The 24849-nt window shown below is 72.5% G+C and carries 30 protein-coding genes and 1 pseudogene; 10 read left to right on the top strand and 21 right to left on the bottom strand.

Features of this window, described 5'->3' with window-relative positions; genetic code table 11:
- Positions 1-34 precede the first annotated feature (34 nt).
- Positions 35-367, top strand: a complete 333-nt coding sequence (locus O7634_RS23905) for an STAS domain-containing protein (protein ID WP_278152367.1) — start codon at positions 35-37, stop codon at positions 365-367.
- An 84-nt stretch (positions 368-451) separates the two neighbouring features.
- Here O7634_RS23905 and O7634_RS23900 read toward each other — a convergent pair whose 3' ends face one another.
- On the bottom strand, positions 452-766 hold the full coding sequence (locus O7634_RS23900) for a hypothetical protein (RefSeq protein ID WP_278152366.1): 315 nt from the start codon (positions 764-766) through the stop codon (positions 452-454).
- 201 nt (positions 767-967) lie between these two features.
- Here O7634_RS23900 and O7634_RS23895 point away from each other — a divergent pair, with 201 nt between their 5' ends.
- Together O7634_RS23895 and O7634_RS23885 are read left to right on the top strand one after the other, a co-directional pair.
- A complete protein-coding gene (locus tag O7634_RS23895) occupies positions 968-1945 on the top strand; it encodes a DUF2267 domain-containing protein (RefSeq protein ID WP_278152365.1) in 978 nt (325 codons plus the stop codon).
- A gap of 317 nt (positions 1946-2262) precedes the next feature.
- Positions 2263-2433: a hypothetical protein gene (locus tag O7634_RS23885; RefSeq protein WP_278154138.1), complete on the top strand. Its 171-nt coding sequence runs from the start codon at positions 2263-2265 to the stop codon at positions 2431-2433.
- Between the two features lie 7 nt (positions 2434-2440).
- Here O7634_RS23885 and O7634_RS23880 read toward each other — a convergent pair whose 3' ends face one another.
- Positions 2441-3742, bottom strand: a complete 1302-nt coding sequence (locus O7634_RS23880; RefSeq protein WP_278152364.1) for an NAD(P)/FAD-dependent oxidoreductase — start codon at positions 3740-3742, stop codon at positions 2441-2443.
- A 72-nt stretch (positions 3743-3814) separates the two neighbouring features.
- A complete protein-coding gene (locus tag O7634_RS23875) occupies positions 3815-4342 on the bottom strand; it encodes a GNAT family protein (RefSeq protein WP_278152363.1) in 528 nt (175 codons plus the stop codon).
- 82 nt (positions 4343-4424) lie between these two features.
- Here O7634_RS23875 and O7634_RS23870 point away from each other — a divergent pair, with 82 nt between their 5' ends.
- Positions 4425-4832: a TIGR03618 family F420-dependent PPOX class oxidoreductase gene (locus O7634_RS23870; RefSeq protein ID WP_278152362.1), complete on the top strand. Its 408-nt coding sequence runs from the start codon at positions 4425-4427 to the stop codon at positions 4830-4832.
- 27 nt (positions 4833-4859) lie between these two features.
- Here the strand turns inward: O7634_RS23870 and O7634_RS23865 are convergent, their stop codons facing one another.
- From O7634_RS23865 to O7634_RS23845, 5 genes are all read right to left on the bottom strand, one after another.
- A complete protein-coding gene (locus O7634_RS23865) occupies positions 4860-5153 on the bottom strand; it encodes a DUF6510 family protein (RefSeq protein ID WP_278152361.1) in 294 nt (97 codons plus the stop codon).
- 29 nt (positions 5154-5182) lie between these two features.
- Positions 5183-5941 carry a ferredoxin reductase gene (locus O7634_RS23860; protein WP_278154057.1) on the bottom strand — a complete coding sequence of 253 codons (759 nt, stop codon included), beginning with the start codon at positions 5939-5941 and terminating at the stop codon, positions 5183-5185.
- 7 nt (positions 5942-5948) lie between these two features.
- Positions 5949-6548: a sulfite oxidase-like oxidoreductase gene (locus O7634_RS23855; protein ID WP_278152360.1), complete on the bottom strand. Its 600-nt coding sequence runs from the start codon at positions 6546-6548 to the stop codon at positions 5949-5951.
- A 75-nt stretch (positions 6549-6623) separates the two neighbouring features.
- Complete coding sequence (locus O7634_RS23850) at positions 6624-7649, bottom strand: TerC/Alx family metal homeostasis membrane protein (RefSeq protein ID WP_278154056.1); 1026 nt, start codon at positions 7647-7649, stop codon at positions 6624-6626.
- A gap of 216 nt (positions 7650-7865) precedes the next feature.
- Positions 7866-8276 carry a DUF2267 domain-containing protein gene (locus O7634_RS23845; RefSeq protein WP_278152359.1) on the bottom strand — a complete coding sequence of 137 codons (411 nt, stop codon included), beginning with the start codon at positions 8274-8276 and terminating at the stop codon, positions 7866-7868.
- 143 nt (positions 8277-8419) lie between these two features.
- Here O7634_RS23845 and O7634_RS23840 point away from each other — a divergent pair, with 143 nt between their 5' ends.
- On the top strand, positions 8420-8692 hold the full coding sequence (locus O7634_RS23840) for a DUF2795 domain-containing protein (protein ID WP_278152358.1): 273 nt from the start codon (positions 8420-8422) through the stop codon (positions 8690-8692).
- Positions 8693-8735: 43 nt separating this feature from the next.
- On the top strand, positions 8736-9404 hold the full coding sequence (locus O7634_RS23835; RefSeq protein ID WP_278152357.1) for a DUF1345 domain-containing protein: 669 nt from the start codon (positions 8736-8738) through the stop codon (positions 9402-9404).
- Between the two features lie 245 nt (positions 9405-9649).
- Here O7634_RS23835 and O7634_RS23830 read toward each other — a convergent pair.
- From O7634_RS23830 to O7634_RS23810, 5 genes and pseudogenes are all read right to left on the bottom strand, one after another.
- Positions 9650-10099 (bottom strand): annotated as a pseudogene (locus O7634_RS23830) (hypothetical protein); the annotation flags it as partial.
- 37 nt (positions 10100-10136) lie between these two features.
- The gene (locus tag O7634_RS23825) at positions 10137-11111 is read right to left on the bottom strand and encodes a pirin family protein (RefSeq protein ID WP_278152356.1); all 975 of its coding nucleotides are present in this window, start codon (positions 11109-11111) and stop codon (positions 10137-10139) included.
- 47 nt (positions 11112-11158) lie between these two features.
- A complete protein-coding gene (locus O7634_RS23820; RefSeq protein ID WP_278152355.1) occupies positions 11159-12142 on the bottom strand; it encodes a hypothetical protein in 984 nt (327 codons plus the stop codon).
- Between the two features lie 160 nt (positions 12143-12302).
- The gene (locus O7634_RS23815) at positions 12303-12869 is read right to left on the bottom strand and encodes a hypothetical protein (RefSeq protein WP_278152354.1); all 567 of its coding nucleotides are present in this window, start codon (positions 12867-12869) and stop codon (positions 12303-12305) included.
- A 489-nt stretch (positions 12870-13358) separates the two neighbouring features.
- Positions 13359-13670: a MazG-like family protein gene (locus O7634_RS23810; protein ID WP_278152353.1), complete on the bottom strand. Its 312-nt coding sequence runs from the start codon at positions 13668-13670 to the stop codon at positions 13359-13361.
- A 193-nt stretch (positions 13671-13863) separates the two neighbouring features.
- Here O7634_RS23810 and O7634_RS23805 point away from each other — a divergent pair, with 193 nt between their 5' ends.
- Positions 13864-15231, top strand: a complete 1368-nt coding sequence (locus tag O7634_RS23805) for a hypothetical protein (RefSeq protein WP_278152352.1) — start codon at positions 13864-13866, stop codon at positions 15229-15231.
- Between the two features lie 64 nt (positions 15232-15295).
- On the opposite strand, the gene O7634_RS23800 is transcribed toward O7634_RS23805, so the two are convergent.
- The 6 genes from O7634_RS23800 to O7634_RS23775 form a co-directional block, all read right to left on the bottom strand.
- Positions 15296-16009 carry a hypothetical protein gene (locus O7634_RS23800; protein WP_278152351.1) on the bottom strand — a complete coding sequence of 238 codons (714 nt, stop codon included), beginning with the start codon at positions 16007-16009 and terminating at the stop codon, positions 15296-15298.
- Positions 16010-16396: 387 nt separating this feature from the next.
- The gene (locus O7634_RS23795; RefSeq protein WP_278152350.1) at positions 16397-16870 is read right to left on the bottom strand and encodes a DUF3626 domain-containing protein; all 474 of its coding nucleotides are present in this window, start codon (positions 16868-16870) and stop codon (positions 16397-16399) included.
- A complete protein-coding gene (locus O7634_RS23790) occupies positions 16797-16949 on the bottom strand; it encodes a hypothetical protein (protein ID WP_278152349.1) in 153 nt (50 codons plus the stop codon). The genes O7634_RS23795 and O7634_RS23790 overlap by 74 nt, the downstream gene beginning before the upstream one ends.
- Positions 16933-17394: a VOC family protein gene (locus tag O7634_RS23785; RefSeq protein WP_278152348.1), complete on the bottom strand. Its 462-nt coding sequence runs from the start codon at positions 17392-17394 to the stop codon at positions 16933-16935. Before O7634_RS23785 ends, O7634_RS23790 begins: the two co-directional genes overlap by 17 nt.
- Before the next feature lie 31 nt (positions 17395-17425).
- Complete coding sequence (locus tag O7634_RS23780) at positions 17426-18055, bottom strand: MBL fold metallo-hydrolase (RefSeq protein ID WP_278152347.1); 630 nt, start codon at positions 18053-18055, stop codon at positions 17426-17428.
- Positions 18055-19140 carry an S-(hydroxymethyl)mycothiol dehydrogenase gene (locus O7634_RS23775; RefSeq protein WP_278152346.1) on the bottom strand — a complete coding sequence of 362 codons (1086 nt, stop codon included), beginning with the start codon at positions 19138-19140 and terminating at the stop codon, positions 18055-18057. Before O7634_RS23775 ends, O7634_RS23780 begins: the two co-directional genes overlap by 1 nt.
- Before the next feature lie 185 nt (positions 19141-19325).
- On the opposite strand from O7634_RS23775, the gene O7634_RS23770 reads away from it, so the two are divergent.
- The 3 genes from O7634_RS23770 to O7634_RS23760 are packed head-to-tail and all read left to right on the top strand — an operon-like array spanning position 19326 to position 22420.
- Entirely contained in the window at positions 19326-19745 is a 420-nt protein-coding gene (locus O7634_RS23770) for a hypothetical protein (RefSeq protein ID WP_278152345.1), read from the top strand.
- 20 nt (positions 19746-19765) lie between these two features.
- A complete protein-coding gene (locus O7634_RS23765) occupies positions 19766-20935 on the top strand; it encodes a low temperature requirement protein A (RefSeq protein WP_278152344.1) in 1170 nt (389 codons plus the stop codon).
- A gap of 39 nt (positions 20936-20974) precedes the next feature.
- The gene (locus O7634_RS23760) at positions 20975-22420 is read left to right on the top strand and encodes a cryptochrome/photolyase family protein (RefSeq protein ID WP_278152343.1); all 1446 of its coding nucleotides are present in this window, start codon (positions 20975-20977) and stop codon (positions 22418-22420) included.
- Positions 22421-22432: 12 nt separating this feature from the next.
- Here O7634_RS23760 and O7634_RS23755 read toward each other — a convergent pair whose 3' ends face one another.
- Positions 22433-23338 (bottom strand): SDR family NAD(P)-dependent oxidoreductase, encoded by a 906-nt coding sequence (locus O7634_RS23755; protein ID WP_278152342.1) that lies wholly within the window; start codon positions 23336-23338, stop codon positions 22433-22435.
- Positions 23325-24809 (bottom strand): NAD(P)/FAD-dependent oxidoreductase, encoded by a 1485-nt coding sequence (locus O7634_RS23750; protein ID WP_278152341.1) that lies wholly within the window; start codon positions 24807-24809, stop codon positions 23325-23327. Before O7634_RS23750 ends, O7634_RS23755 begins: the two co-directional genes overlap by 14 nt.
- Positions 24810-24849: the final 40 nt, after the last annotated feature.

The raw sequence follows: 24849 nt of genomic DNA, 5'->3' as shown, positions 1-24849 counted from the left end.
TGCCGTTCGGCACCGCAACTGCGAGCATGGTGGTATGCCCGAGCAGCTGTTGACCATCGAGACGATCCGGCTCGATGCCGGACACGTCCGACTTCGGCTGACCGGTGAGCTCGCCTACGACACCGCGCCCGAGCTGATCGCCGCCGCGGCCGACCTGCCCGTCGACGGCGAGGTGCTCATCGACCTGACCGGCGTGCACCTGTGCGACTCCTCCGGGCTCAGCGCGTTACTGGTGGTGCACCGCGTCGCCGGGGCGGTCCGGCTGACCGGGGTCAAGCCGCAACTCCAGCGCATGCTCGACCGCACGGGTCTGACCGAGTTGCTGACCGAGCGACACACCGACGACGACCTGCGCGCCCTCGGCTGATCCCGCCGGCCGCCACCACGGGCCACCTCCGGGGGCGGGGTGGCCCCCGACCCTGGGACCTGGGGCCGGGGGCCGGAGCAATGTCTAGGGTGCCGTCATCGGCTGGAGTCGGGGTCCGTCCGCGCGCAGCTCGCCGGTCGGCGCCGAGTCGACGTCCGCGGGTTGTCCCGAATCGGGCGTCTGGTACAGATAGCGGACGAACTGCCCACCCGCCTCGTTGTCGTCCGCACCCGGCCACTGGCCGATGCAGTCCATGCCCACCACCTCACGGCCGGTCCCGTCGGCCTCCTCCAGCAACGCCCACAGGCTCACCGGATAGCACCTGGTGACCTCCGGGGTGAGCTGCCAGCGCGCGTACCAGCCGGGCCGGGCGGGGACGATCTCGACGATCTGCTTCATGACGACCTTCCTTCCGCGTACCTCGGAAGAACTGTGGTCCTGACCCCGATCGTGCGGGCGGTGCGGGTGACGACCCCTCACCCCGCCGGGATGAAGCGTCCCGAACCCCGGGCCGACCGGGCCGGCGGCGTCCGTTTCGTGCTCGACGACGGTGGGAACGCGACGGCCGCAGCCACTGTCCCCAGCGGAAGGGATGCTCTCATGCGCAAGCAGATGGAGGGCGACAACCAGCGGCGTCGGGCGCTGGCCCGGCAGGCCCGCGAACAGAGCCGTCAGCCCAGCGAGGTCGGCGCCAGCCTGAGCGCGACCAAGCAGATCACGAGCCTCGACCAGGGCAAGCGAGCCGGGCCACCGGCGGCCGGAGCCCGCAAACCGGACAGTACGCGGGGCGGGCCGGCACCCCCGCCGATGGGCAGCGCCGACAACCCGCGGCCGCAGCCGTCCCCGCCGAGTGGCGCGGCCGGGGTGCGGGGCGTGGGCTACCACGACCTTGTCGACGGGGTGCGGCGTCGCGCCGGTGTCGACTTCCGGACGGCCAAGGTGGGCACCGAGGCCACCGTGCTGGTCCTCGCCTTCGCCCTGGAGGCCGCCGAGCGGCAGCGGCTGCTCGCGGCGGTGCCGGCGTCGCTGCACGACGTGCTGCCCGTCGACGGCGTCGAACGGCACCAGGACCTGCCCGGCTTCCTGGCCGAGGTGGGTCGGATCAGCGGCAACACCCCGGAGCAGGCCCGCTACCAGGCGGAGGCGACGATCGCCGCGCTCGCCGAGCAGGACGGCGACCTGGTCGAGTCGCTGCACGTGCCCGACGGGTTGCGTGACCTGCTGAACCCGCCGGAGGCCGGTGGTGGCCTCATCGGCGCGTCCACCACCACGCCCACGCTGAGCCCGGACGAGATCGACGCGGCGCTCGACGACCTGCCGTACTGGACCGGCGACAGCCAGGGCCTGCACCGGGTGGTCGCGCTGCCGGCGGACAACCTGGACCGGGTGCTCGCCCGGCTCGACCGGCTGCGCCAGGACACCGGGCGGGGCCCGAGCATCGGACGCCCGGGTGACACCGCCGCCGTGCTGACCGTACGGACCAACCAGGCCGACGGGGTGACGTCGCTCGACGTGGACCTCGCCCACCGGATCGACGACGCGATCGACGAGGTGGGGGCCGGGATGGCCGGCGGCTGACCGGCCACGACGCCACCGGCGGGCCGGCGCGGAACCGGGCGACACCGGAGATCCGCCCGGCCCGCCGGCCGTGCCGGGGCAGCGGTGGGCCGGGTCCGGTGGCTCGGCTAGCGTGCCGGTCATGAACCGCGCCGCCGACCGGCTGGAGCTGGTCGTCGACCCGGTCCGGCGCACCGGCCGAACGCTGCTGTCCGCCGGTGTCGAGCAGTCGTACGTGGACGTCGAGGATCCCCGGCACCTGCACTTCGAGTACGTGCGGCGGATCGCGTCGGCGGTGCGGTGTTCGGCCCCGGACGGGCCGGCGCTACGGCAACCTGGTGCTGGCCGCGACGTCGCGCCCCAGCGGCCTGCCGGTCGCCCGGCTGGCGGTGGACGCCCTGCGCGACCCGGTGCCCGGTGGTCTGCTGCACGCCGGCGCGCTGGACACCTTCGTCGCCGGCGCGCGGCCGGTGACCGATGACGACGTCGCCGGCGGCGACCGCCGTTGAGTGGCGCTCAGCGGGCCCGGGTGGCCACCTCGGGGGTGGTGCTCTCCAACGGCACCGCGTTGGCCGGAACCAGGCCGAGCTGGACCGCCGAGCGGGTCAACGCGGCGTCCAACGCCCAGTCCGCCCCGACGCGGGTACGGTTCCCCGGCATCGCCATCAGGTGGTACGCGCGGGTGACCGCCTTGGCCGGCAGCCCGGCCAGGTTGATCTGCAACGGGTTCGCCGCCGCGTCCTTGCCGCCCAGGTCCACGACCCAGCCCAGGTCGTGGTGCTTGTACGGCTTGCGCTTGCCGAACCCGTACGACGCGGCGATGTTGTGCGCCGCGCGCTTGCCCTGCCGCTGCGCGTGCTGCGCCGTCATCCCGCAGATCTTCCCCGGGTTCACCAGGTCGGGAACGGCCGCGGCGTCGCCGATGGCGAACACCTCCGGGTAGCCGGGGACGTTCAGGAACTCGTCGACCACCAGCCGACCACGGTCGGTGCGCAGGCCCAACTCGTTGACGAACGGGTCCGGGCGCACCCCCACACACCACACGAGGGTGCAGGTCGGCACGTACTCGCCGTCGGTGAGCTTCACCCCGTCGGCCGTCGCCTCCGCCACCGACGTGCCCATCCGGACGTCCACGCCGCGCCGGTCGAGCACCCGGTGCGAGGTGTCCGACATCCGCTTGTCCAGCTCCGGCAGCACCCGGGACGCCACGTCGAGCAGCATCCAGCGGGGTCGGACGGTGAGCCGGGGCCGCTGCGCGTGCAGCGCGTCGGTGAACAACTGCCCGTGCGCGGCGACCTCGGTCCCGGTGTAACCCGCCCCGACCACCACGAACGTGGCCCGCGCCTGCTGCTCGGCCGGGTCCTCGGCCTGCTCGGCCAGCTCGATCTGGCGGACGATGTGGTCGTGCAGGTAGACCGCCTCGGGCAGGCCCCGGAAACCGTGCGCGTACTCGGTCACCCCGGGGATGGGCAGCAGCTTGTTGACGCTGCCCACGGCGAGCACCAACCGGTCGTACGCCAGCCGGTTCTTGTCGCCCTCCGCCTGGGTGAAACCCACCCAGCGGTTCTGCAGGTCGACGTGGTCGGCCTCGCCGATCACCACCCGGACGTTCTTGAGCGTGCCGGTCAGCGGCACCGCGATCCGTTTCGGCTCGACCACGCCGGCGGCCACCTCGGGCAGCAACGGCAGGTACAGGAAGTAGTCGGTGGAGTTCAGCACCACGATCTCGGCCCGGTCCCGGGCGATCCGGCTCAACGTCTTCGCCGCGTGGTAACCGGCGAACCCGGCCCCCACGATCACCACACGAGGTTTCGTCATTGCGGGCCGTTTCCCGTCGCAGCGCGCGACAAACGTGCGACACCGTGACCCGCTCGGCTCGGACGGTGGTCGTCAGCCGGAGGTCGGCGCGGTGATCGCCCAGCGCTCGTGGTCGCGCCAGGCGCCGTCGACGAACAGGTAGTCCGGGGAGTACCCCTCCAAGCGGAAACCGAGCTTGCGCGCCACCCGCCGGGACGGCTCGTTGCCCGGCTGGATGTTCGCCTCCAGCCGGTGCAGCCCGACGGCGGTGAACGCGTGGTCGATCACCAGCGCGACGCCCGCCGAGGCGTGCCCGGTGCCGTTGTAAGGCCGCAACGCCGCGTAACCCAGGTAACCGCCGCGGAGCGCGCCCAGCACGATCCCGCTGATGTTCGCGTACCCGGCGATCGCCCCGCTGGCCCGGTCACAGATGAGGTAACCGGCGGTGTCGCGGCGACGGACCCGGCTCAGGTAGCGGTCGTACTCCTCGGGGCTGTCCGGCGCGACCAGCCACGGGTGGTGCAGGTCCCGACTGCGCCGCGCGGCGGCGACGAACTCGTCGCGGTCGGTGGGTCGGGGCCGGCGGATGGCGGCGGGACCACCGGTACGCAGGTATCTCACCTCAGCATGATCACACCCGCACCGGACAGCGGAGCGGATACCTGGCTCCGGCCGACCGGCGCGGTCGTGGTCGACTGGGCGGATGGACCCCACCTCGCCGACTCTCCCGCCCGACGTGGCGGCGCGGCTGGCCACCGAACGCAACGTCTGGCTGTGCACGCTGCGGCGCGACGGGTCGCCGCACCTGACGCCGGTCTGGTTCGTCTACGCCGACGCGACGTTCTGGATCAGCTGCGGGAACCGCAGCGTGAAGGCGCGCAACGTCACGGCCGACCCCCGGGTGTCGGTGGCGCTGGAGGGCGGCGACGCGCCAGTGGTGGCGGAGGGCGCCGCCCGGGTGCACCGGGACGGTTTCCCGCCCCCGGTGGTGACGGCGTTCGCCGGCAAGTACGACAGTTGGGACATCCGCCGGCAGGTGACGCCGGTCAGCGAGCAGGTGCTGCTGGAGATCCCGGTCCACCGGTGGCTGCTCGCCGGCACGGCACAGTAGCCGACGACCGCGTACGGGCGACCGGCGTCAGAGCGGCCCGGAGAACGGCTGCTGCATCGGCATCGGCACCTGGAGGAAGGTCGTGCCGCGCAGGTCCAGCCAGGCCCGGTCCGGACCACGGACCAGACGCATCATCACCGCCTCGCAGGACGGGCAGCGCGCGACCAGACCCGGGGCGTGCGAGTAGACGTGCGTGCTGGCCATCGAGCCGGTCATCCCGCAGTTCTCGCAGCGGCCGACCGCGCTGCTCAGGTCGACGGTGAACAGCTCGCGCATCGGGCCGTCGAGCATGTTGCCGTCCACGTACGACATCTCGGTCATCGAAGTCTCCTCGACAGTGCGTGGGTGGATCAGCCGGTCGGGCCGAAGCGTTCGGTCTTGACCCGCCGGGCCGGGTGCCCCAGCCCCACCAGCAGGTCGGCCACGGTCTCCACGAACGCGGTCGGACCGCAGACGTAGGTGAGCGGTTGCAGGTCCGGCGGCCACCCGTGGGTGTTGATGTCGGCCAGCCCGATCCGGTGCGGCTCACCGCGCCAACCCTCCGGGGCCTCGCGGGTGTAGACGTAGGCCACGTCCAGGCCGAAGTCGTCACGTACCCGCCGGCGCAGCTCGTCGGCGTAGATCACGTCGCCGGGGGTGCGCACCGAGTAGATCAGCCGGAACGCCGCCCTGTTGCCGGCGGCCCGACGGGCCCGGATCATCGCCATCAACGGCACGATCCCGGAGCCGCCGGCGACGAGCTGCACCGGCGCGGTCTCCTCGGGCCGCCAGATGAACCAGCCACCGAGCGGGCCGCGGACCTCCACCGGGTCCCCGGCGCCAAAGACATCGATGAGGTACGGCGACACCTCGCCGTCGTGCACGCGCTGCACCGTCACCTCGATGCGCGGGCCTCCCGGGCCGTCGACGACCGGCCCGGCGATGGAGTACGACCGGGCCGCCTGGTAGCCGTCCGGGGCGGTCAGCCGCAGGTCGACGTGCTGCCCGGGCAGGTGACCCGGCCAGTCCGGCACCTCCAGCACCAACGTCTGCGCGCTCGACGTCTCCACCCGGCGCTCCACCAGCCGGGCGACCCGCCAGCGGTTGGCAGTGCGGGGCGGGCTGGCCACGGCGCGCTCAGTCACCCTGGTACCGCTGTTCGCGCCACGGGTCGCCGTAGTCGTGGTAGCCGGCGGTCTCCCAGAACCCCGGCTCGTCCATCGTCTTGAGCCGGATGCCGCGTACCCACTTGGCGGACTTCCAGAAGTACAGGTGCGGCACCAGCAGCCGGGCCGGACCGCCGTGCTCGGCGGGCAGCGGGGCGCCGTCGAAGGTGTGCGCCACCCAGGCCCGCCCGCCGCGCAGGTCGTCCAGCGGCAGGTTCGTCGTGTAACCACCGTAGGAGTGCGCGAGCGCGAAGTGCGCCCCGGTGTCGACGTCGGCGAGCAGGGTGTCCAGTGAGACGCCCTGCCAGGTGGTGCCGAGCTTGGACCAGCGGGTGACGCAGTGGATGTCCACCGTCGGCGTCTCCTGCGGCAGGGCCATCATCTCCTGCCACGACCAGCGGTGTTCGCTGCCGTTCTCGGCGGAGATGACGAACTCCCAGGTGTCCAGTGACACGCGCGGCGTCGGGCCGGCGGAGAGCACCGGAAAGTCCTCGGTCAGGTATTGACCGGGTGGCAGGGCCGGCTCCTGTGTGCGGGGCCGGCCCTGGAAGCCCGGTGACACGATTCCCATGGCACAGTCGTACCACCCGCGCCGGTGGGGGCGGGAGCTTTCCCGCGTACCCCGTGGTTGTCCGGCGCGGCGCGGTCAGTGCCGGTCGGCGACGACCTCGCGGTCGGCGGGCAGGTCGCCGCCCCGGGTGGCCCGCAGGCTGGTCACCGTGACCACCACCAGCACGCCGATGATCACACCGAGCGAGGCCAGGGTGGGGATCTCCGGCACGCCGTCCCAGATGCCGTGCGCCCAGTGCAGACCCAGCTTGAGGCCGATGAACGCCAGGATGACGGCCAGGCCGTAGCTGAGGTGCACCAGCCGGCTCAGCGCCGCGTGCAGGACGAAGTAGAGCGCCCGCAGGCCGAGCAGGGCGAACGCGTTGGTGGCGAAGACCAGGTACGGGTCCTCGGTGATGCCGTAGACGGCGGGCACCGAATCGACGGCGAAGACCACGTCGGTGGCCAGGACCGCGACCACCACCAGCGCGAAGGGGGTGAGGGCCCGCTTCGCGCCCTGCCGGACGGTCATCCTGGTGCCGTGGTAGTCGTCTACCACCGGCATGATCCTGCGCAGCAGCTTCACCGAGCGCATCTTGTTGATGTCGACTTCCTGCTGGTGCCCGGACATGGCGTCGCGCAGCAGCTTCGCCGCGGTGGCGATGAGAATGATCGCGAAGAGCAGGAAGGCGAAGTCGAGGGTCTGCAACGCGGCCGCGCCGAGGGCGATGAAGACGGCCCGCAGCACCAGCGCGCCGGCGATGCCGTAGAGCAGCACCCGCTGGGCGAGCACCGCCGGCACCGCGAACGCGGCCAGCAGCAGCATGAAGACGAAGAGATTGTCGACCGAGAGCGACTTCTCCACCAGGTAACCGGTGAGGTATTCCACTCCCTGCTGGGAGCCGTAGCGGGACCAGATCCAGGCGCCGAAGGCCAGCGGCAGCGCGATGTAGAACGCCGACCAGCCGATCGCCTCCCGGATGGAGACCTCGTGCGGCTTCCGGGTGACCAGGAAGTCCAGCACCAACAGCAGGAGCACGCCGGCGATGGTGACGGCCCACAACGTGGGCGTGCCGACCGACGACAGGTCACTGGCGGCGGACAGGTACGACAGTTCGCTCATTGGAGTCTCCTCGAACACCGTCATGTTCGAGGTCTCCTTCACCCACCACCTGGTGGGCAACCACCCGAGGCACGCCGGGCGTGCCGTACTGACCGGAATGGTTTTTGGGAAGTACTCCCCTCGCACGACAAGGTTAGGCCAGGCAGATTGGCCACGCCAAGCGGGACATCGATGGTTGCCCTGGTAAACCGCTGTGCGAGGCCGGAACGGCGACGATCACGAGCGGCGCAGTGTCGCGCCGGGCGCCATCGCCTGCTCCACGAGGTCCCGGTAGTCCCGGGGCAACTGGGTCGCCACGTCGTCGAACTCGCCGCCGGTGATCGCCTCGCGCAGTGTGGTGAAGACCGCCCGGATGGCGTCACGCGCGGCCGGCTCCGGCGCGTCCGCGCGCAGCGCGACCCGGGCGACGAACTCGGCGGCTCCGAACCGGTCCGCCTGCTCGGTGCTCGGGCTCGGCCTGAGCACCAGTTGCAGCGGTCGGGGCAGCTGGGCGGCCAGGTCCAGGACCTCGCCCCCGGTCAGCCGCTCGGCGAACGTCTCCAACACGGCCCGGGTCAGCTCGACCGCCCGCTCGGAGGACGTCGCGGTGCGCTGGGAAACCTGGTCGACGAAGGTGTCGTAGTTCATCGCGTACTCCCTCGGGCTCGCGTCGGCGCCTGCGGGTACCCACGGCGGCGGTCGAAAAACGACGCCGGCACGGGCGTGACCGGCCGGCGGACGGGTAACCGCCGCCGGTCGTCACCCCATCGATGCCCGAGGGAGCCCACGCCATGGCGAGCTACGCCGACGTCCTGCAGTACCTGTCGAGCCTGGACTACCCGGCCGAGAAGGACGACGTGGTCCGCGAGGCCGAACGCGAGGGCGCGCCGCCGGACGTGCTGAAGGCGCTGCGCGCCCTGCCGCCGGTGGACTACGCCAACGGCACCGAGGTGGCCCGCTCGGCCGGCATCGAGGCAGCCCCCGAGGTGGGCCCGGCCCAGCGGGCCGAGCAGGCCCGGGACAGGAAACACAACCGGGTCTCGCAGCATCTGCGCGGTATCTGACCGCAACGGTGACGTCCACGGCCCGGCGACGGGATCGGCGCGAATGACCTACACCGGCGGTTCGTCCCGACCGACGGAGGTGCGGTTCCCCGCCGCGCGGCAGATCGCCGTGGTGGCGGTGGTCGGCGTCGTGGCCGGCTGCGCCTTCGCGCTGCTGCTCCCGCTGCCGTTGGCCGCGCTCGCCGGATGGGACGTGGGCGCGCTGAGCTGGCTCGTGCTGGTCTGGTACAAGCTCTGGCCGATGGACGCCGAGCGGACCGCCCAACTGGCCGTGCACGAGGACCCGAACCGGGCGATCCGCGACGCGCTGCTGCTGGTCGCCTGCCTCGCCAGCCTGCTGGCCGTGGGGTTGGTGGTGGCCAACGCGCAGGACGCGCCAGCCGGCCTGAACCGGGAACTGCACAGCGGGCTGGGCGTGCTCAGCGTGGTGCTCTCCTGGTTCGTGGTGCACACCGTGTTCGCCGCCCGGTACGCCCGGATCTACTACACGGGACCGGACGGCGGGGTGAACTTCAACCAGCCCGAGCCGCCGCGCTACTCCGACTTCGCGTACGTCGCGTTCACCATCGGGGCGACGTTCCAGGTCTCCGACACCAACCTGACCAGCAACGAGATGCGGCGTACGGTGCTGCGGCACTCGATGGTGTCGTACCTGTTCGGCGCGTTCATCATCGCCGTGACCGTGAACCTGCTGGCGGGCCTTGCCGGCTGAGCCACCCGGGGCGGGGTTGCCGCGCGGGCTGCGGGAATCGCCGGGACAGGCGGGCGCCCCTGGTCACGAACCGCGACCCAGGGCGCCACACATGCCTGCCCAGGCGGTGAACCGCGTCCGAACCGGGCGCGATCACCCGGCGGTGGAGGGCTGCCTGAACCAGGCGGCCACCACTGCCGGGTACAACCATACGACAGACCATCCTCCGTTTGGTTAGACTTTGACGAAATGTGGGCCACCACACGTCAAGATCGACCGGTCACCTCCGCGTACCGGCGCTCCAGATCCACCCGCGCCAGCGCCCCCACCAGCCAGGCCAACCGCTCCGACTCGCCGCTGGCCAGGCCGGCCAGGTCGGCTGCCGACCGGCCCAGGCCGAGCCGCCGGGCGGCGGCCAACGCCCGCCGATCCGCCACCGGGGCCACCTCACGCCACAGTGCCTGCGCCTCGCGCAGAAACAGCTCGACGACCTGATCGTCGACACCGGGCAGCTCGGCCAGGAGCCCGCGCTCCCGGGCCGGGTCGTGCTTCGCCGTCGCCCGCAACCGGCGCAGATCGCCCCGGTACCGCTCGACCACGGTCCGCGCCAGGTCGCCCACCACGTCCGCCAGGGCAGCCACGTCACCACGCTGACCACTGGCCCGCAACACCCGCACCCGGTCCTCGTGCAGGGAGCGGGCCAACCGGGCGGCGCTGCGCGTCGCGCCGGCCCGGCGCGCGGGGGCGTCGCGGTCAACCGTGCAGGCCGCCGGTGCGGTCGCGGGCCTTGAGGCGGGTCGTGGGCAGGGCAGGCGCCGGCAGCGGCGGCGCCGGATCGTCGGCGACCACACCGAAGCGCTGCGCCCCGGCCATCCAGTCCTCCCGGGCGGCGACGATGTCCTCGTGCGAGCGGCCGACGAAGTTCCACCACATCACCAGGGGCTCCTCGAACGGCGCCCCACCCAACAGCAGCAACCGCGCCCCGGCCCCACCCCGCACGGTCAGCTCGTCGCGGCCCGAGCCCAGGTAGAGCAGCGCACCGGGCTCGAAACCCACGCCGGCAGCCTCCGCGGAGCCGGACATCGCCAGCACCGCGTACTCGAAGTCGGGTCGCAACGACAGCGTCGCCGGCGCCGAACCACCCAGCTCGAGCTGCACCCCGACCAGCGGGGTGTGCACCACCGCGGGCGAGCGCCGCCCGGCGAACTCGCCGACCAGCACCGTGCCGTCCAGGTCGCCGTCGCGCCAGCGCGGCAGGTCGGCGTGGTGCGCGAAATCGGCCGCACCCGCGCGCGCCGAGTCCGGCAGCGCCACCCACAGCTGCACGCCGTGCATCACCGGCGGGTGCACCGCCGGCGACCGCTCCGAGTGGGCGATGCCGTTGCCGGACGTCATCACGTTGAGCTGACCGGGGCGGATCGGCTGCACGTTGCCGAGGCTGTCCCGGTGCAGGATCTCCCCCTCCAGCAGCCAGGTCACCGTCTGCAGGCCGGTGTGCGGGTGCGGCGGCACCTCCATGCCGGGCCGCTGCGCCACATCGTCCGGACCGAAATGGTCAACGAAACACCACGCGCCGACCATCCGCCGCGCCCGCTGCGGCAGCAGCCGCCGCACCGTGGTGTACCGACCCAACGGCACGTCGTGGCCGGGCAACAACACACTGCCGGGATCGACCTCGGCCACACCGGGCGGTCGGGTCTGCGCCAGCATCGATTCGGTACGCTCCACCGCCCGACTGTACGCTCACGCCCACCGGCGGCTGCGGCGCTTCCACCTCAGCTGGACGTCACCGTCACACTGTTCGCGCCCGCGACCAGGTCGAGGAAGACCCGCTCGGTCGCGCGGTCCCATCCGGGGGTGCCGAGCAGCGTACCGGCGGCCACCCCGTCCCAGCGTGCCTCGCGTACCGAGACCGAGCCCGCGCCTGCTCCCACCCGGACCCGCACCGGAGTCTCCCCGGGCACCCGCACGTCCAGCTGACTGGTTCCGCCGGTGAGTCGTACGGTCATCGTGGTGGGGTTGCCCGGCCCGGCGGAGTTCCGCGCGGCGGCGGTCGTTCCCGCGGCGGCGGGGCGTCCGGCGGTGGCGGGGCCCCCTGCGGATGCGGGGCTTGCCACGGCGGCGGGGGTGATCGGTGGCAGGAGGACCTCGGTGCGGGCGGACCCGCCGGCGAGTTCCACGCCCAGCAGCCGGGCCCGGGTCAGGTCCAACCTCTGGCTGCCCACCCCGCCGGCCAACCGCAGACGCCATTCGACCCGCTCGTTGAGCAGCACCCGTACCGTTCGCGCGCCGGAGGCGCCGGTGTCCACCACGCCAAGGCGTACCGTCCCCCCCAGCACCGCCGGGCGCGCCGCGACCGCCGAACCGGCTGGACTGCTGATCCGGTAGAGATCGTCGCCGAGGTCGGCCACCTGCAGGTCGAACGAGGTCAACCCGTCCGCGAGCACGAAGGCGCCCGTCCGCCACCCCGCGAGCGGCGCGGTGACCGTGGATTCGGCGTCCGCACCGGCAGCGTCACCGTCGGGTCGGGCGCCGTCGGGCTGGCCTCCGTCGGGTGTGCTGGAGTACGTCATTCCGAGCCGCTGCGGTTGGGCGATTATCACGACCACTGCGGCCGTGCCGAGGATCAGTACGACCGCCGCGGCAGCCGTCAGCAGTCGCGCGCCCACCGACCAGCGCCGGCTACCGGAAATCTCGTCATCGGCAGGCTCCGGCTCTGCCAGCGGTTCACCGTCCGTGCCGTACCCCACTGCGGACATCCCTCATCCCTCCGCCGGTCCCCGCTCGGAGGTACGTACCCGTCCGCTGTTCGGATCACGCCGGGCCCACCGCGCCACTGCGCTACGTCGCCAGACGCCGTTGGCCGGCACCCCCGGGTGCGGGGTGCCGGCCATCGGTCGGTGTGCGGTGGTGCCGGGGTCAGCTGTTCCAGTGCTGGGCGACGAGGTCGGTGGCCTGCTGCTCCCACTGGGCGTACGCGTCCGGGTACGCCGAGACCTGCACGGTCTGCGCGGCGTCGGTCAGCGGCATGTCCTGCCACCCGTCGACCTGCTTCAGGCCCTTCAGAAACGCGGTGGTGGAGTACTCCGGGTCGGTGATCTGCTCGGGGGTGCCCCAACCGCTGGACGGGCGCTGCTGGAACAGGCCCAGCGAGTCGTGGTCGTTGGCGTCACCCAGGTGACCCAGGTTCTCCAGCTTCGACTCCTGCAGGCTCGTCGCGATCGAGATCACCGCGGCCCGCTCGGGCAGACCGGCCTTCTTCGTCGCGGCGATGATCGCCTTGACGTTGGCGGTCTGCTCATCGTTCAGAGTGATGTGCGACTGCTCGCCCTGCGGCTTCGGCGCCTGCGTGATGACCGCGGTAGCGGCGGCCGGCTTGGTGTCGACCGGGCCGGCCGCGTGGGCGGCGACGGGGCCGGCGAAGATGCCACCGGCGAAGGCGAGACCGGCGACGGACAGCACGCTCTTACGCATGATCGTGTTCATGGGGTGAGCTCCTTCGGGGGTAGGGACACCCCTGGGGGCAGGGGTGTGAGCACCTCGTCCGGCGCTGCGAAAGTCTTGGGGGTGGCACACGACGTGTGCCGGGGGTGGGCGATGGTCAGGCGGGGGCCTGTCACGCCGGGGTCGGCGGCCTTCGAGCGGGGGCTCGTGGCGCCGGGGTCCAGGTGTAACGACCGGCCGACCGGGGCCATTCCCGGGGGCGACCACCTCCCGGCGGGGCCGGCTGTGGTCCTGCGATTGTCAGGGTGTGTAACGACCCCGGCCCGGCCACGATTCCGGCCCACGGATGGCATCGGTCACCACCCAAGAACCTTCGAATCCGGGCAAACCACTCAGATGGCCGCCACTGCTGCGCTCGAATCGGTCCGGACCTACATGATCGACTCGACGTCGTGAAAACCGGGGCATCCTGACGCGGCGACAGCCCGGCATCAAAGAAGTCGAGTGGATCACGCGGGCCCAGCCGCGGGCTCAGGCCGCGAGGCGGGAGCGGACCTTCGCGGCGCAGGCGTCCAGGACCGCCCGCGCGTCCAGGCCCAGGCTCTCGATCGCGACCAACGCCGTGAAGGCGACATCGGCCAACTCGGCCGCCACATCCTCGCGGGTGTGCGTGACGCCCTTTCGTGGATTCTGCCCGAGCAGACCGATCCAGGCGGCCGACGCCTCGCCGGCCTCCTCGGTCACCTTGAGGATGCGGCAGGTCAACTCGGTCTGCCCTGTGCCGTTCGCGGCGTCCAGCCAGTCGCGCGACACCTGGGCCGCTCTCCAGATCGACTCGTTCACGGCGATCAGTCAACCTGACCGGCAGCGGGCGGGTCCAACCCTGATCGGCCGGACAGGGACCGCTTGACCGACCGGTCAGCCAGTCCATTGACTCTGGTCGACGGCGGTTCTAGGTTCAGGACGCTACCGGCCGGTAGGCAACCGTCCCGCCTGATCGCCCGGGAGGGCGACATCCGCCCGATGGGGAGCATCGATGCTGTCCGCACCCGTTCGCACCCTCCGCCGACTGCTCGCCGCCACCGCGACGCTGACCCTCGTGGTCGGCCTGGTCGGCACCGCGCCGGCCACCGCCACCGGTCGCGACCCGAGCGGCGGCCAGCCGCTGCCCGGCTACACCATCGAGAACCCGCCGCTGGCCCCGCTGGTCGTCGGAGGCAAGCCGACGACGGTACGCCAGGGCGTGCACCGCCATGCCGGTTACCTCATCGAGATTCCCGCGCGGTGGAACGGCGACCTGGTGCTGTGGGCGCACGGCTACCGCGGGCAGGGCACCGTGCTCTCCCCCGAGCCGCCGGCCTTCGGGCTGCGTCAGCGCCTCCTCGAGCAGGGGTACGCCTGGGCGTCCTCCTCGTACGACCGCAACGGCTTCAACATCCGCTCCGGTGTGCTGGGCACCCGGGAGCTGGCCGACCATTTCGCACGGACGGTGCGCCCGCCGCAGCACACGTACCTCGCCGGGGTGTCGATGGGTGGGTACGTGATCGGCCGCTCGCTGGAGCAGTATCCCGGTTACTACGACGGGGCGCTGCCGATGTGCGGGGTGCTGGGCGACCAGACGTTGCTCGACTTCTACCTCGACTACAACCTGGTCGCGCAGGCCCTCGCCGGGGTGCCTGCGTACCCGACGCCGGCCGACTACCTGACGAACGCCGTACCCCGCATCCAGGCGGCGCTCGGTCTGGCCGGGCTGGCCCCCGGCGGACCGGACACCACCACGGACCGGGGCAAGCAGTTGCGGGCGATCACGGTGAACCGTTCCGGCGGACCGCGTCCGGGCGCGGACGCGGCGTTCGCGCTCTGGAAGGACTTCCTCTTCTCGATCACGGTGACCAGTGGCGGCGACTCCCCCGCCCAGCGACCCGGGCAGCTCTCCACCAACCTGCTCACCCGCTACACGCCGAACAGCCCGGTCGACGTCAACGCGAGCGTGCGGCGGGTCGCCCCGGAGAACGTCGTGCAGCGGCTCCTGCCGACGCTGACCGAGGTGCCGCGGATCGCTGGACGCCCCACCGCCCCGGTGCTCAGCCTGCACGGGCTCGGCGACCTGTTCGTGCCGTTCAGCATGGAGCAGGCGTACGCCACCGACGTCGCTCGGCACGGTCGCGGGAAGCTGCTGGTCCAGCGGGCCATCCGGGCCACGCAGCACTGCGAGTTCACCCCGGCCGAGGCCGGCGCCGCCTGGGACGACCTGGTGTCCTGGGTACGCGCCGGCAAGCGCCCGGCCGGCGACACCGTCACCGATCCCGCGGTGGTGGCCCGGCCCGACTACGGGTGCCGGTTCAGCGACCGTGAGGCGTACGCCGCTGGCGTCGGCACCCGCCGCCTCTACCCCGCCTGCTGAGGGAGAAGGTACGACGACGCCGGCCGGCCCCGTGTGGGGACCGGCCGGCGAGTGTGTACGGGTGTCACCAGAGCTGCTGGACGATGTCCGCGGCCTGCTCCTCCCACTGCGCGTACGCGTAGGGGAACGCGGAGACCTGGACGGTCTGCGCGGCGGTGGTCAGCGGCAGGTCCTGCCAGCCGCCGACGTTCTTGAGGGCGGTGAAGAACGCCGTGGCGGCGTACTCCGGGTCGGTGATCTGCTCGGGCGTGCCCCAACCGGACGACGGGCGCTGCTGGAACAGCCCCTGCGAGTCGTGGTCGTTGTAGGCGCCGAGGTGGCCGAGGTTGTACAGCTTCGACTCCTGCAACGAGGTGGCGACGCCGATCACCGCGCCCCGGTCACCGACGCCGGTCTTCTTGGCGGCGTCGACGATCGCCCGGGCGTTGGCGAGTTGCGCGTCGTCGAGGGGTACGCGGGACTGCGCGCCCTCGATGCCGTGCGGGATGAGCTGTGCGCGGCTCGGCTTGCCGGCCGGCGGCTTGCCGGTGGCGGAGCCGGTCGTCAGCCCGGACTCGACGGGTTGGTCGTCCTGCTGCGCCCGGGTGGCGGCCTTGCCGGTGGCGAGGTCGATGGCGGAGACGGCGCCCTGGTGCGGGCCGGTGGTGACCGGGGCGGCGGTCGCTGTCGGCGCGAGCGCCAGACCACCGAGGGCCGCCACACCCGCCACGCTGAGCGCGGTCTTGCGGTACGAATCCTTAGCGATGGCGGGGAGCCATCGAGTGAAGTCGACCTTCACGATGGTTGCCCTTTCGATCGTGCGGAGCGCTCCGGGGTGAACACTCCTCGGGAGATGACCGCGGAAAGGGGTTTGGGCTCCGGCGGTACGGGGGACACAACGAGGTTCACGTGTCGGTCATTCCGGAAATGCCGGGCCGGCGGCGGTCTGCGGCCCCGGTCACGGCGTGGATTCGGACATGGCACTCCGGCTCGGACGAGGCGTGACGCCGGTGACAGCCGGTGACAGCCGATGACAGCCGGGAACAATGGTGGCTCTCGGTGATTTCGGACGCGGTACCAAAGCCCCACCTCCCGCCCTTTGCTCTGCCTACCTATGAGCGCCAGCTACCGTCCGTCACGCTGGTCACGAGGCCCGGCCAGTCGGTTGGAACAGTGCCGTCGCAGCTCACCTGCCGTGGTGCGGATAGGGCGGCAGAGCAAAGGGCGGTGGGTGATGTGGTGGGGGGTGAGCGCTGGGCGGTCTGTCGTTACCGTGAGTGGACGTGCGAGCCATCACGGTCGGTGAAGCGTTCGTGCGGCTCACCGAACCGGACGAGGACGTGCCACACCTGCTTGAGGTGCTAAAGGGTGTCGGTGATCGGCCCTCGGTTCGCCCACCGTCGCGGCTCGGTGACCGCCGAGGCCGCCGCCGGGCCGACCAACGCCGCGTCCACCGCCGTTCCCACTGGTCAGGGTCGCTGCCGGGGTACGCCGAGAGCTTCCCGTTGGAGATCCCGGTGACGAACTGACTGAGATAGACCCCGTCGTCGGCCAACGCCGCCGTGTCGGACAACCGCCTCGAGCACCTAATCCGGCCGGGTGGCGAGTTCCCGCGCGATGGCCGTGAGCGCGGTGTGTCGCTCGCGCAACGCCACCGCACGCACGTACGCCAACGCGGCGGCCTGCGCCGGCGTGACCGCTCCGGCCCGCAGACCGCTCGGCTCAGTCGTCGCTGTCACGACCGGGCATCCCCTGCTGTGGACCGGTCCGCGCCCCCAGCTCCTGAAAGACGGTGATGTGCAGGCCGGCGGGCGCGTCCAGGCGGGAGTTGAGCGAATCCCACGGCGTACGCGTCGGTGGGGCCACCTCGCTCGCGCCGGCGGCCACCAGACGGGCGGTGGTCGCCTCGGCGTCGTCCACCTCGAAGGCCACCCGGATGCGCGGCGCGACCTGTCGACCCACCTCGACCTCGTCGATAAGGCGCTTCTGGGCCGGGTTGGCCAGTTCGAGGGTGGCGCGACCCGCCTGAAGGATCATGACCCGGGCGTCTCCGTCGCTGACGAACTCCGCCTCCTCGGGCAGGCCGAGCGCGTCCCGGAAGAAGGCGACGGCGGCCTCGTGGTCGTCAGCCTCCACCACGAGGCGCAACTGGCGGACGACGGGGACGGGCGGCTCGGCGACCATGCGCTGGATCCTAACTCCACGGTGGACGGGGTCAGTGGCCCCGGGCCAGCCACTCCCCCAGATGCGGGGCCTCCGCGCCGATCGTCGTGTCGTCGCCGTGGCCGGTGTGCACGACCGTCTCCGCCGGCAGGGTCAGCAGGCGGGCGCGGATCGAGGCCACGATGGTGTCGAAGTCGCTGTACGAACGGCCGGTCGCGCCCGGACCACCGGCGAACAGGGTGTCCCCGGTGAACACCGCACCCAACTCCGGAGCGTGGAAACTGCACGCGCCGGGGCTGTGCCCGGGAGTGTGCAGCACCCGCAGCGTGGTGCCGGCGACGTCGATGCTCTGCCCGTCGTGCAGCTCTCCGTGCGGGGGCAGGTACGGGTGGACCAGGTCCCACAGCACCCGGTCGGCGGCGTGCAGCAGCACCGGCGCGCCGGTGGCCTCGGCCAGCTCGGGCGCCACCCGTACGTGGTCGTCGTGGGCATGGGTGGCGAGGATCGCCCGGACCCGGCGGTCCCCCACCAGGGCGAGGATCGCGGGCACGTCGTGCGGGGCGTCCAGCACGACGCACTCGTCGTCGTCACCGATCACCCACACGTTGTTGTCCACGTCGAACGTCTGCCCGTCGAGGGAGAACGTGCCCGAGGTGACAGCGTGGTCGATCCGGGCGGTCATCAGAACACCACCACCGAGCGGAGCACGTCGCCGTGGTGCATCCGGTCGAAGGCGTTCTCGACCTGGTCGAGGCTGATCTCCTCGGTGACGAACGCGTCCAGGTCGAGGCGGCCCTGCAGGTACAGCTCGGTGAGCATCGGGAAGTCCCGGCTGGGCAGGCAGTCGCCGTACCAGCTGGACTTGAGCGCGCCGCCGCGACCGAAGACGTCCAGCAGCGGCAGCTCGATCCGCATCTGCGGGGTCGGCACGCCGACCAGCACCACGGTGCCGGCCAGGTCCCGCGCGTAGAAGGCCTGCTGCCAGGTCTCCGGTCGGCCCACCGCGTCGATCACCACGTCCGCGCCGAAGCCGCCGGTGGCCGCCCGGATCGCCTCGACCGGGTCGGTCTCCGAGGCGTTCACCGTGTGGGTGGCGCCGAACCTGCGGGCCCAGTCCAGCTTGCGGCCGTCGGTGTCCACCGCGACGATCGTGGTGGCGCCGGCGAGGGCCGCGCCGGCGACCGCCGCGTCCCCGACGCCGCCGCAGCCGATCACCGCGACCGAGTCGCCGCGCGTGACGTTGCCGGTGTTCATCGCCGCGCCCAGTCCGGCCATCACCCCGCAGCCGAGCAGGCCGACGGCGGCCGGTCGGGCGGCCGGGTCCACCTTCGTGCACTGCCCGGCGTGCACCAGCGTCTTCTCCACGAACGCGCCGATGCCCAGCGCCGGGGCGAGCTCGGTGCCGTCGGTGAGGGTCATCCGCCGCTTGGCGTTGTGGGTGTCGAAGCAGTACCACGGGCGACCCCGACGGCAGGCGCGGCAGACGCCGCAGACGGCCCGCCAGTTGAGCACCACGAAGTCGCCCGGCGCGACGTCGGTGACGCCCTCGCCCACCTGCTCGACGATCCCGGCCGCCTCGTGACCGAGCAGGAACGGGTAGTCGTCGTTGATGCCGCCCTCGCGATAGTGCAGGTCGGTGTGGCAGACCCCGCAGGACTGGATCTGAACGACGGCCTCACCGGGGCCGGGATCGGGCACCACGACGGTGGTGACCTCGACCGGCGCGCCCTTGCTGCGGGAGATCACTCCCCGGACTTCCTGGCTCACTTCGCCTCCTGCTGGTGGTCTGCGCGGCAGGGCCGGCGCGCCGGGGTGGGCGGGTGCCACAGGATCGGTGGTGGGCCCTCGGCGAACCTACCGCGATCACCACGGCCAGCCCAGGGGCCGCGGGGGGTTATCGCAGGCGGTCCTGGGTACGCCAGCGCGGTCGATCACGGCCATCAGGAGTGACAATGAAACTCGCGCACCTGCCGCTACGGGTGAGTATCGGCGCGTACTTCCTCGACTCGGGCCTGGGCAAGCGCAACCTGGAGGGCGCCGCCGCGGAGGGCATGCACGGGATGGCGGTTGCCGCCATGCCGCAGCTCGGTCAACTGGAGCCGGCGCGCTTCGCGAAGCTGCTGGCGTACTCCGAGATCGCCCTGGGCGCCGCGCTGATCGCGCCGATCGTTCCGGCCCCCCTGGTCGGGCTCGGCCTGACCGCGTTCGGCGCGGGCCTGGTGCAGCTCTACCTGAAGACGCCGGGTATGCGCCGACCCGGCGGCATACGCCCGACGCAGCAGGGCGCGGGCCTGGCCAAGGACGTCTGGCTGGTCGGGGCCGGGCTGACCCTGGTGCTGGAAGGGCTGAGCCACGGTCGCCGGCGGCACTGAGCCGGGCCAGAGGAGCCGCATTGCCCACCAGCCGTCCGGTGCGGCCTTTCTACCGGCCGATGCGGCCCCGTCGGCGGGACGAGCCGCACCGCACGGCGACCCCGCTGGAGCTCTTCTTCGACCTGTGTTTCGTGGTCGCCGTGGCGCAGGCGAGCAGCAGCCTGCACCACGACCTGGCCGAGGGTCACCTGCGCCACGCGGTGGTCAGCTATTTGATGGTGTTCTTCGCGATCTGGTGGTCGTGGGTGAACTTCACCTGGTTCGCCTCGGCGTACGACACCGACGACGACGTCTACCGGATCACCACGCTGGTGCAGATCTCCGGGGCGCTGATCCTGGCGGCGGGCGTGCCACGCGCGTTCGCCGACGGCGACTTCGCCGTCATCACCTACGGGTACGTGGTGATGCGACTCGCGGCCGTCGCGCACTGGAGTCGGGCGGCGGCGGGCGACCCCGCCCACCGTGCGGCGGCGCGGCGCTACGCGATCGGCGTGGCGGTGGTGCAGGTCGGCTGGTTGCTGCGGCTGCTGTTGCCCGGCGGGTGGGGCCTGGCGCCGTTCCTGGTGCTGGTCCTCGCCGACCTGCTGGTGCCGGCGGTCGCCGAACGTCCCGGCATGACCCCGTGGCACCCCCGGCACATCGCCGAACGGTACGGGTTGTTCACGCTGATCGTGCTCGGCGAGGCGGTGCTGTCCATCTCGGTGGCGATCCAGAGCGGACTGGACGCCGGTGAGCCCGGCCTGTGGTCGCTCGCGGCGGCGGGGGCGGTCATCGTCTACGCGCTGTGGTGGCTCTACTTCGACCGGCCCAGCGAGGCGCCGGACCGGATGCCGTACTCCCTGATCTGGGGTTACGGCCACTACCTGATCTTCGCGGCCATCGCCGCGGTCGGCACCGGCCTGGCGGTCTGGGCGGATCTGGAGCGGCGGCTGACGCACATCTCCGGGCGGGCCGCCGGGTACGCGGTGGCGATCCCGGTCGCCGTCTTCCTGCTCACGGTCTGGGTGTTGCACGTCCGTCGGCAGCAGCACGGCGTGGTCGCCGTCGCGTTCCCGGTCGTCGCGCTGCTGGCGCTGCTCGCGCCGCTCGCGCCGGCCCCGGTGTACGTGCTGGCGGCCCTGTTGGTGGCGCTCGTGACCCTCACCGTGGTGTTGCGGCGCCGCGACGCCGGGGCGAGCGCGCCGGCGTAACAGCGGGCGCGAGGGCCGGGACTTGGGCAGAATCATGGCATGTATCGCCGCCGATGGTTGTTGGCCGATCAACTGGGGCCACATTTCCTCGACGACCCCGACCAGCCGGTGCTGCTGGTGGAGGTCCGAGAACTCTTCCGCCGACGGCCTCTGCACCGGCAGAAGGCGCACCTGATCCTCTCCGCGCTGCGCCACCGCGCGGCCGAGTTGGGCGACCGGGCGCTGCTGCTGCGTACCGACACCTTCCGGGAGGCACTGGCGCGGGTCGCCGAGCCGGTGGAGGTGTGTCATCCCCACTCCCGGGCGGCGCTGCGTTTCGCCCGCTCGGTGCCGGGGCTGACGGTGCTGCCGCCGCGCGGCTTCGTCACCAGCCAGGCCGACTTCGCCGACTGGGCCGACCGCGCCCGACGCGGCACGCTGCGGATGACCGACTTCTACCGGCACGCCCGCCGCCGGCACGGCGTCCTCAGCGCCGCGACCGGACGGCGGCCCCGGGCCGAGGCCCGCGACGCGCCGGAGACGCCGCCACCACCCCCGCCGATCGTCGAGGATGACATCGACGCCCAGGTCCGCCACGATCTGGACCGGTGGGCCGCCGACGGGGTGCGGTTCGTCGGCCGGGACGGTCCCCGGCAGCACCCCGCGACGCACGCCGAGGCGCAGTCGCGGCTGGCGCACTTCCTGACCCACCGGCTGCCCGACTACGGCCGCTGCGTCGACGTGATGAGCGTCGGCGACCCGTTTTTCGCGCACTCCGTGCTGTCGTCCTCGTTCAACCTGGGGCTGCTCGACCCGGAGCCGGTGCTGCGCGCCGCCGAGCAGGCGTGGCGCAGCGGAGCGGCCCCGCGTACGGCGGTGGAGCCGTTCATCAGAGGGCTGCTCGGCTGGCGGGAGTTCCTGTGGCAGCTCTACTGGTACGTCGAGCCGGGTTTCCGGGGGGCCAACTGGCTGGCCGCGACCGAACCGTTGCCGCAGTGGTTCGCCGACCTGGACGCCGACGCCGTGGAGGCCCGCTGCCTGGCCGACGTGCTCGGCGCGGTGCGCGACCGGGCCTGGACCCACCACACCCCGCGCCTGCTGGTGCTGGCGAACTACGCGTTGCAGCGCGGTTGGCGCCCGGCCGAGCTGGCGGACTGGTTCCAGCGCTGCTTCGTCGACGGCGCCGACTGGGTGATGAACGCGACGGTCGTCGGCATGAGCCAGTACGCCGACCTGGCCCGGGTGGACACCCGACCGTACGCGGTGGACGGCGGCGACATCGACGAGATCAGCGACTACTGCTCCGGCTGCCGCTACCTGCCGGGGCGGGCGCTCGGTGATCTGGCCTGCCCGTACACCGGGGGGTTCGAGAGTTTCCTGCACCGTAACCGGGCCCGGTTGGTGGCCGATCCGCGGCTCGCCGCCGAGCTGGCCCGTCGCGACCAGCCGGAGCACCGCGAGGCGGTGCTGGCGCAGGAGGAGAAGCGGGGCAGCAACCCACCGTGACCGGGTGCCCGGTCACGGTGCCTCGCGCGCCGACCCGACGTCGCCGGGGCGTTGCGCGGGAACGGCGGAGGCCGGCGGCGCCGGGCGGGTCACCCCCCGGTTCAGGCCGGTGACCAGCAACCGGTTGTACGAGCCGGGCAGAAGCCGGACCAGCAGGTCGGGCACCTTCGCCGACCAGCCGATCAGCACCCGGCCCCGCCGCCGCTCGACGCCGCGCAGGATCACCTCGGCCGCCCGTTGCGGCGCGATGGTGAGCAGCTTCTCGAACTGGGCCCGACCGGCCGCGTACTCGTCGTGCGACACCCCGCTGCCGATCCGGGCGTTCGCGGTGATGCGGGTGCGGATCCCGCCGGGGTGCACCGAGGTCACCCCGATGCCGTCGTCGACGAGCTCGTGGCGCAGCGCCTCGGTGAGACCGCGTACGGCGAACTTGCTCGCCGAGTAGGCGACCTGCCCGGCGGGCGCGATCAGCCCGAACAGGCTGGAGACGTTGACCAGGTGCGCGCCCGGCTCCGCCCGCAGGGTGGGCAGCAGCGCGTGGGTCAGCTGCGCCACGGCCCGGAAGTTGACGTCGACGACCCAGCTGAACTCCTCGAACGTCACCTGGTCGAAGCGGCCGCCGAGGCCCACGCCGGCGTTGTTCACCAGCAGTCGTACCCGTGGGTGCCGTTGGCGGATCTCCGCGGCCACCCGGGCGGTGGCGCTCGCGTCGGCGAGGTCCACCAGGTACGTGGCGACCTGCCGCCCCGGGTGCGCGGCGCGGATCGCGGCGGTGACGGCGTCCAACCGCTCGGCGTCGCGGTCGAGCAGGACCAGGTCGCTGCCCCGGCCGGCCAGCGCGTGCGCCAACGCCTCGCCGATGCCGCTGGCGGCCCCGGTGACCACCGCTGTCGCGCCGACGAAGTCAAACCTCCGCACGATCGGGCTCCTCTGCTCTGGCGCGGGAGAACCGCACACCCTCGTCGGTGAGCCGGCCGTGCCGCATCAGCAGCACGTCGCGGGCGTAGTTCTGGTACAGCCGCCAGGGCGCGGCGGCGCCCTGCTTGGGCAGCGCGTCGGCGGCGCGCAGCACGTACCCGGAGCGGAGGTCGATCAGTGGCGCCCGCTCGGCCCCGGGCGGTGGGAGCGGGGTGACGACCTGCGCTCCGGTGCGGTCCAGGTGCCGCAGGAGTCGGCAGACGTAGCCGGCGACCAGGTCGGCCTTGAGCGTCCACGACGCGTTGGTGTAGCCGAGGGTCAGGGCGAAGTTCGGCACCCCGGAGAGCATCATCCCCTTGTAGGCGACGGACTGCGCCAGGTCCACGTCGACGCCGTCCACCCGCAGCGTCAGCCCGCCGAGGGCGAGCAGGTTGAGCCCGGTCGCGGTGACAACGATGTCGGCCGGCACCTCGACACCGGAGGTCAGCCGCACGCCGTGCGGGGTGAAGGTGTCGATGGTGTCGGTGACCACCGAGGCGCGGCCCTCCCGCACGGCGGTGAACAGGTCGCCGTCGGGCGCCACGCAGAGCCGCTGGTCCCAGGGGTCGTAGCGGGGTGCGAAGTGCCTGTCCACGTCGTACCCCGCCGGGAGCCGGACCCGCGCGGCCCGGCGCAGCGCCCGCCGCACCAGGGCGGGCGCGCGCCGGCTGAGCTGGAAGGTGGCGGTGGCCAGCAGCACGTTCTTGGCGCGCACCACCGGGTACGCCACGGTCGCCGGCAGCCGGCGTCGCAGCGCGTCGGCGAGCCGGTCGCGGGAGGGCAACGGCATGATGTACGTCGGTGAGCGCTGGAGCATCGTCACGTGCGCGGCCCGCTGGGCCAGGGCCGGGACCACGGTGACCGCGGTGGCCCCGCTGCCGATCACCAGCACCCGTCTGCCGGTGTGGTCGAGGTCGTCGGGCCAGTGCTGCGGGTGCGCCACCCGCCCGGCGTACGCGTCGACGCCGGGCAGTGGCGGCGTGTAGCCCTCGTCGTAGCGGTAGTAGCCGGTGCAGGCGAACAGGAACGAGCAGGTCACCACCACGGTCTCGGCGGTGTCGGCGCGCTGGGCGGTCACCGTCCAGCGCGCGGTGTCGGTGTGCCACTCGGCGCGCAGCACCCGGTGCCCGAAGCGGATGTGCCGCGGCACGTCGTACTCCCGGGCGGTGTCCCGCACGTACTCCCGGATGGCCGCGCCGTCGGCGATGGCCTGCGGGGCGGTCCACGGCCGGAACGAGTAGCCCAGGGTGAACATGTCGGAGTCGGAGCGGACGCCGGGGTAGCGGAACAGGTCCCAGGTGCCGCCGATGGCGTCGCGCGCCTCCAGCACCGCGTAGGTCTTGTCGGGGCACTCCCGGCGCAGGTGGCAGGCGGCCCCGACGCCGGAGAGGCCGGCGCCGATGATCAGCACGTCGACGTGGTCGGAGGCCATGACATCCCTCCCCGGGCGGTGGTCGGACCCTAACACCGCA

This window comes from Micromonospora sp. WMMD1120 (assembly GCF_029626235.1).
In the GTDB taxonomy this organism is placed as follows: domain Bacteria; phylum Actinomycetota; class Actinomycetes; order Mycobacteriales; family Micromonosporaceae; genus Micromonospora.
The sequence above is the reverse complement of the archived record's forward strand: the minus strand, read 5'-3'. Positions and strand labels throughout refer to the sequence as shown.

Bases quoted from the DNA above. Each gene is read 5' to 3' on its own strand.
- O7634_RS23905 (WP_278152367.1), top strand. From the start codon at position 35: ATGCCCGAGCAGCTGTTGACCATCGAGACGATCCGGCTCGATGCCGGA.
- O7634_RS23900 (WP_278152366.1), bottom strand. From the start codon at position 766: ATGAAGCAGATCGTCGAGATCGTCCCCGCCCGGCCCGGCTGGTACGCG.
- O7634_RS23895 (WP_278152365.1), top strand. From the start codon at position 968: ATGCGCAAGCAGATGGAGGGCGACAACCAGCGGCGTCGGGCGCTGGCC.
- O7634_RS23880 (WP_278152364.1), bottom strand. From the start codon at position 3,742: ATGACGAAACCTCGTGTGGTGATCGTGGGGGCCGGGTTCGCCGGTTAC.
- O7634_RS23870 (WP_278152362.1), top strand. From the start codon at position 4,425: ATGGACCCCACCTCGCCGACTCTCCCGCCCGACGTGGCGGCGCGGCTG.
- O7634_RS23865 (WP_278152361.1), bottom strand. From the start codon at position 5,153: ATGACCGAGATGTCGTACGTGGACGGCAACATGCTCGACGGCCCGATG.
- O7634_RS23855 (WP_278152360.1), bottom strand. From the start codon at position 6,548: ATGGGAATCGTGTCACCGGGCTTCCAGGGCCGGCCCCGCACACAGGAG.
- O7634_RS23850 (WP_278154056.1), bottom strand. From the start codon at position 7,649: ATGAGCGAACTGTCGTACCTGTCCGCCGCCAGTGACCTGTCGTCGGTC.
- O7634_RS23845 (WP_278152359.1), bottom strand. From the start codon at position 8,276: ATGAACTACGACACCTTCGTCGACCAGGTTTCCCAGCGCACCGCGACG.
- O7634_RS23840 (WP_278152358.1), top strand. From the start codon at position 8,420: ATGGCGAGCTACGCCGACGTCCTGCAGTACCTGTCGAGCCTGGACTAC.
- O7634_RS23835 (WP_278152357.1), top strand. From the start codon at position 8,736: ATGACCTACACCGGCGGTTCGTCCCGACCGACGGAGGTGCGGTTCCCC.
- O7634_RS23820 (WP_278152355.1), bottom strand. From the start codon at position 12,142: ATGTCCGCAGTGGGGTACGGCACGGACGGTGAACCGCTGGCAGAGCCG.
- O7634_RS23815 (WP_278152354.1), bottom strand. From the start codon at position 12,869: ATGAACACGATCATGCGTAAGAGCGTGCTGTCCGTCGCCGGTCTCGCC.
- O7634_RS23805 (WP_278152352.1), top strand. From the start codon at position 13,864: ATGCTGTCCGCACCCGTTCGCACCCTCCGCCGACTGCTCGCCGCCACC.
- O7634_RS23785 (WP_278152348.1), bottom strand. From the start codon at position 17,394: ATGGTCGCCGAGCCGCCCGTCCCCGTCGTCCGCCAGTTGCGCCTCGTG.
- O7634_RS23780 (WP_278152347.1), bottom strand. From the start codon at position 18,055: ATGACCGCCCGGATCGACCACGCTGTCACCTCGGGCACGTTCTCCCTC.
- O7634_RS23770 (WP_278152345.1), top strand. From the start codon at position 19,326: ATGAAACTCGCGCACCTGCCGCTACGGGTGAGTATCGGCGCGTACTTC.
- O7634_RS23760 (WP_278152343.1), top strand. From the start codon at position 20,975: ATGTATCGCCGCCGATGGTTGTTGGCCGATCAACTGGGGCCACATTTC.
- O7634_RS23750 (WP_278152341.1), bottom strand. From the start codon at position 24,809: ATGGCCTCCGACCACGTCGACGTGCTGATCATCGGCGCCGGCCTCTCC.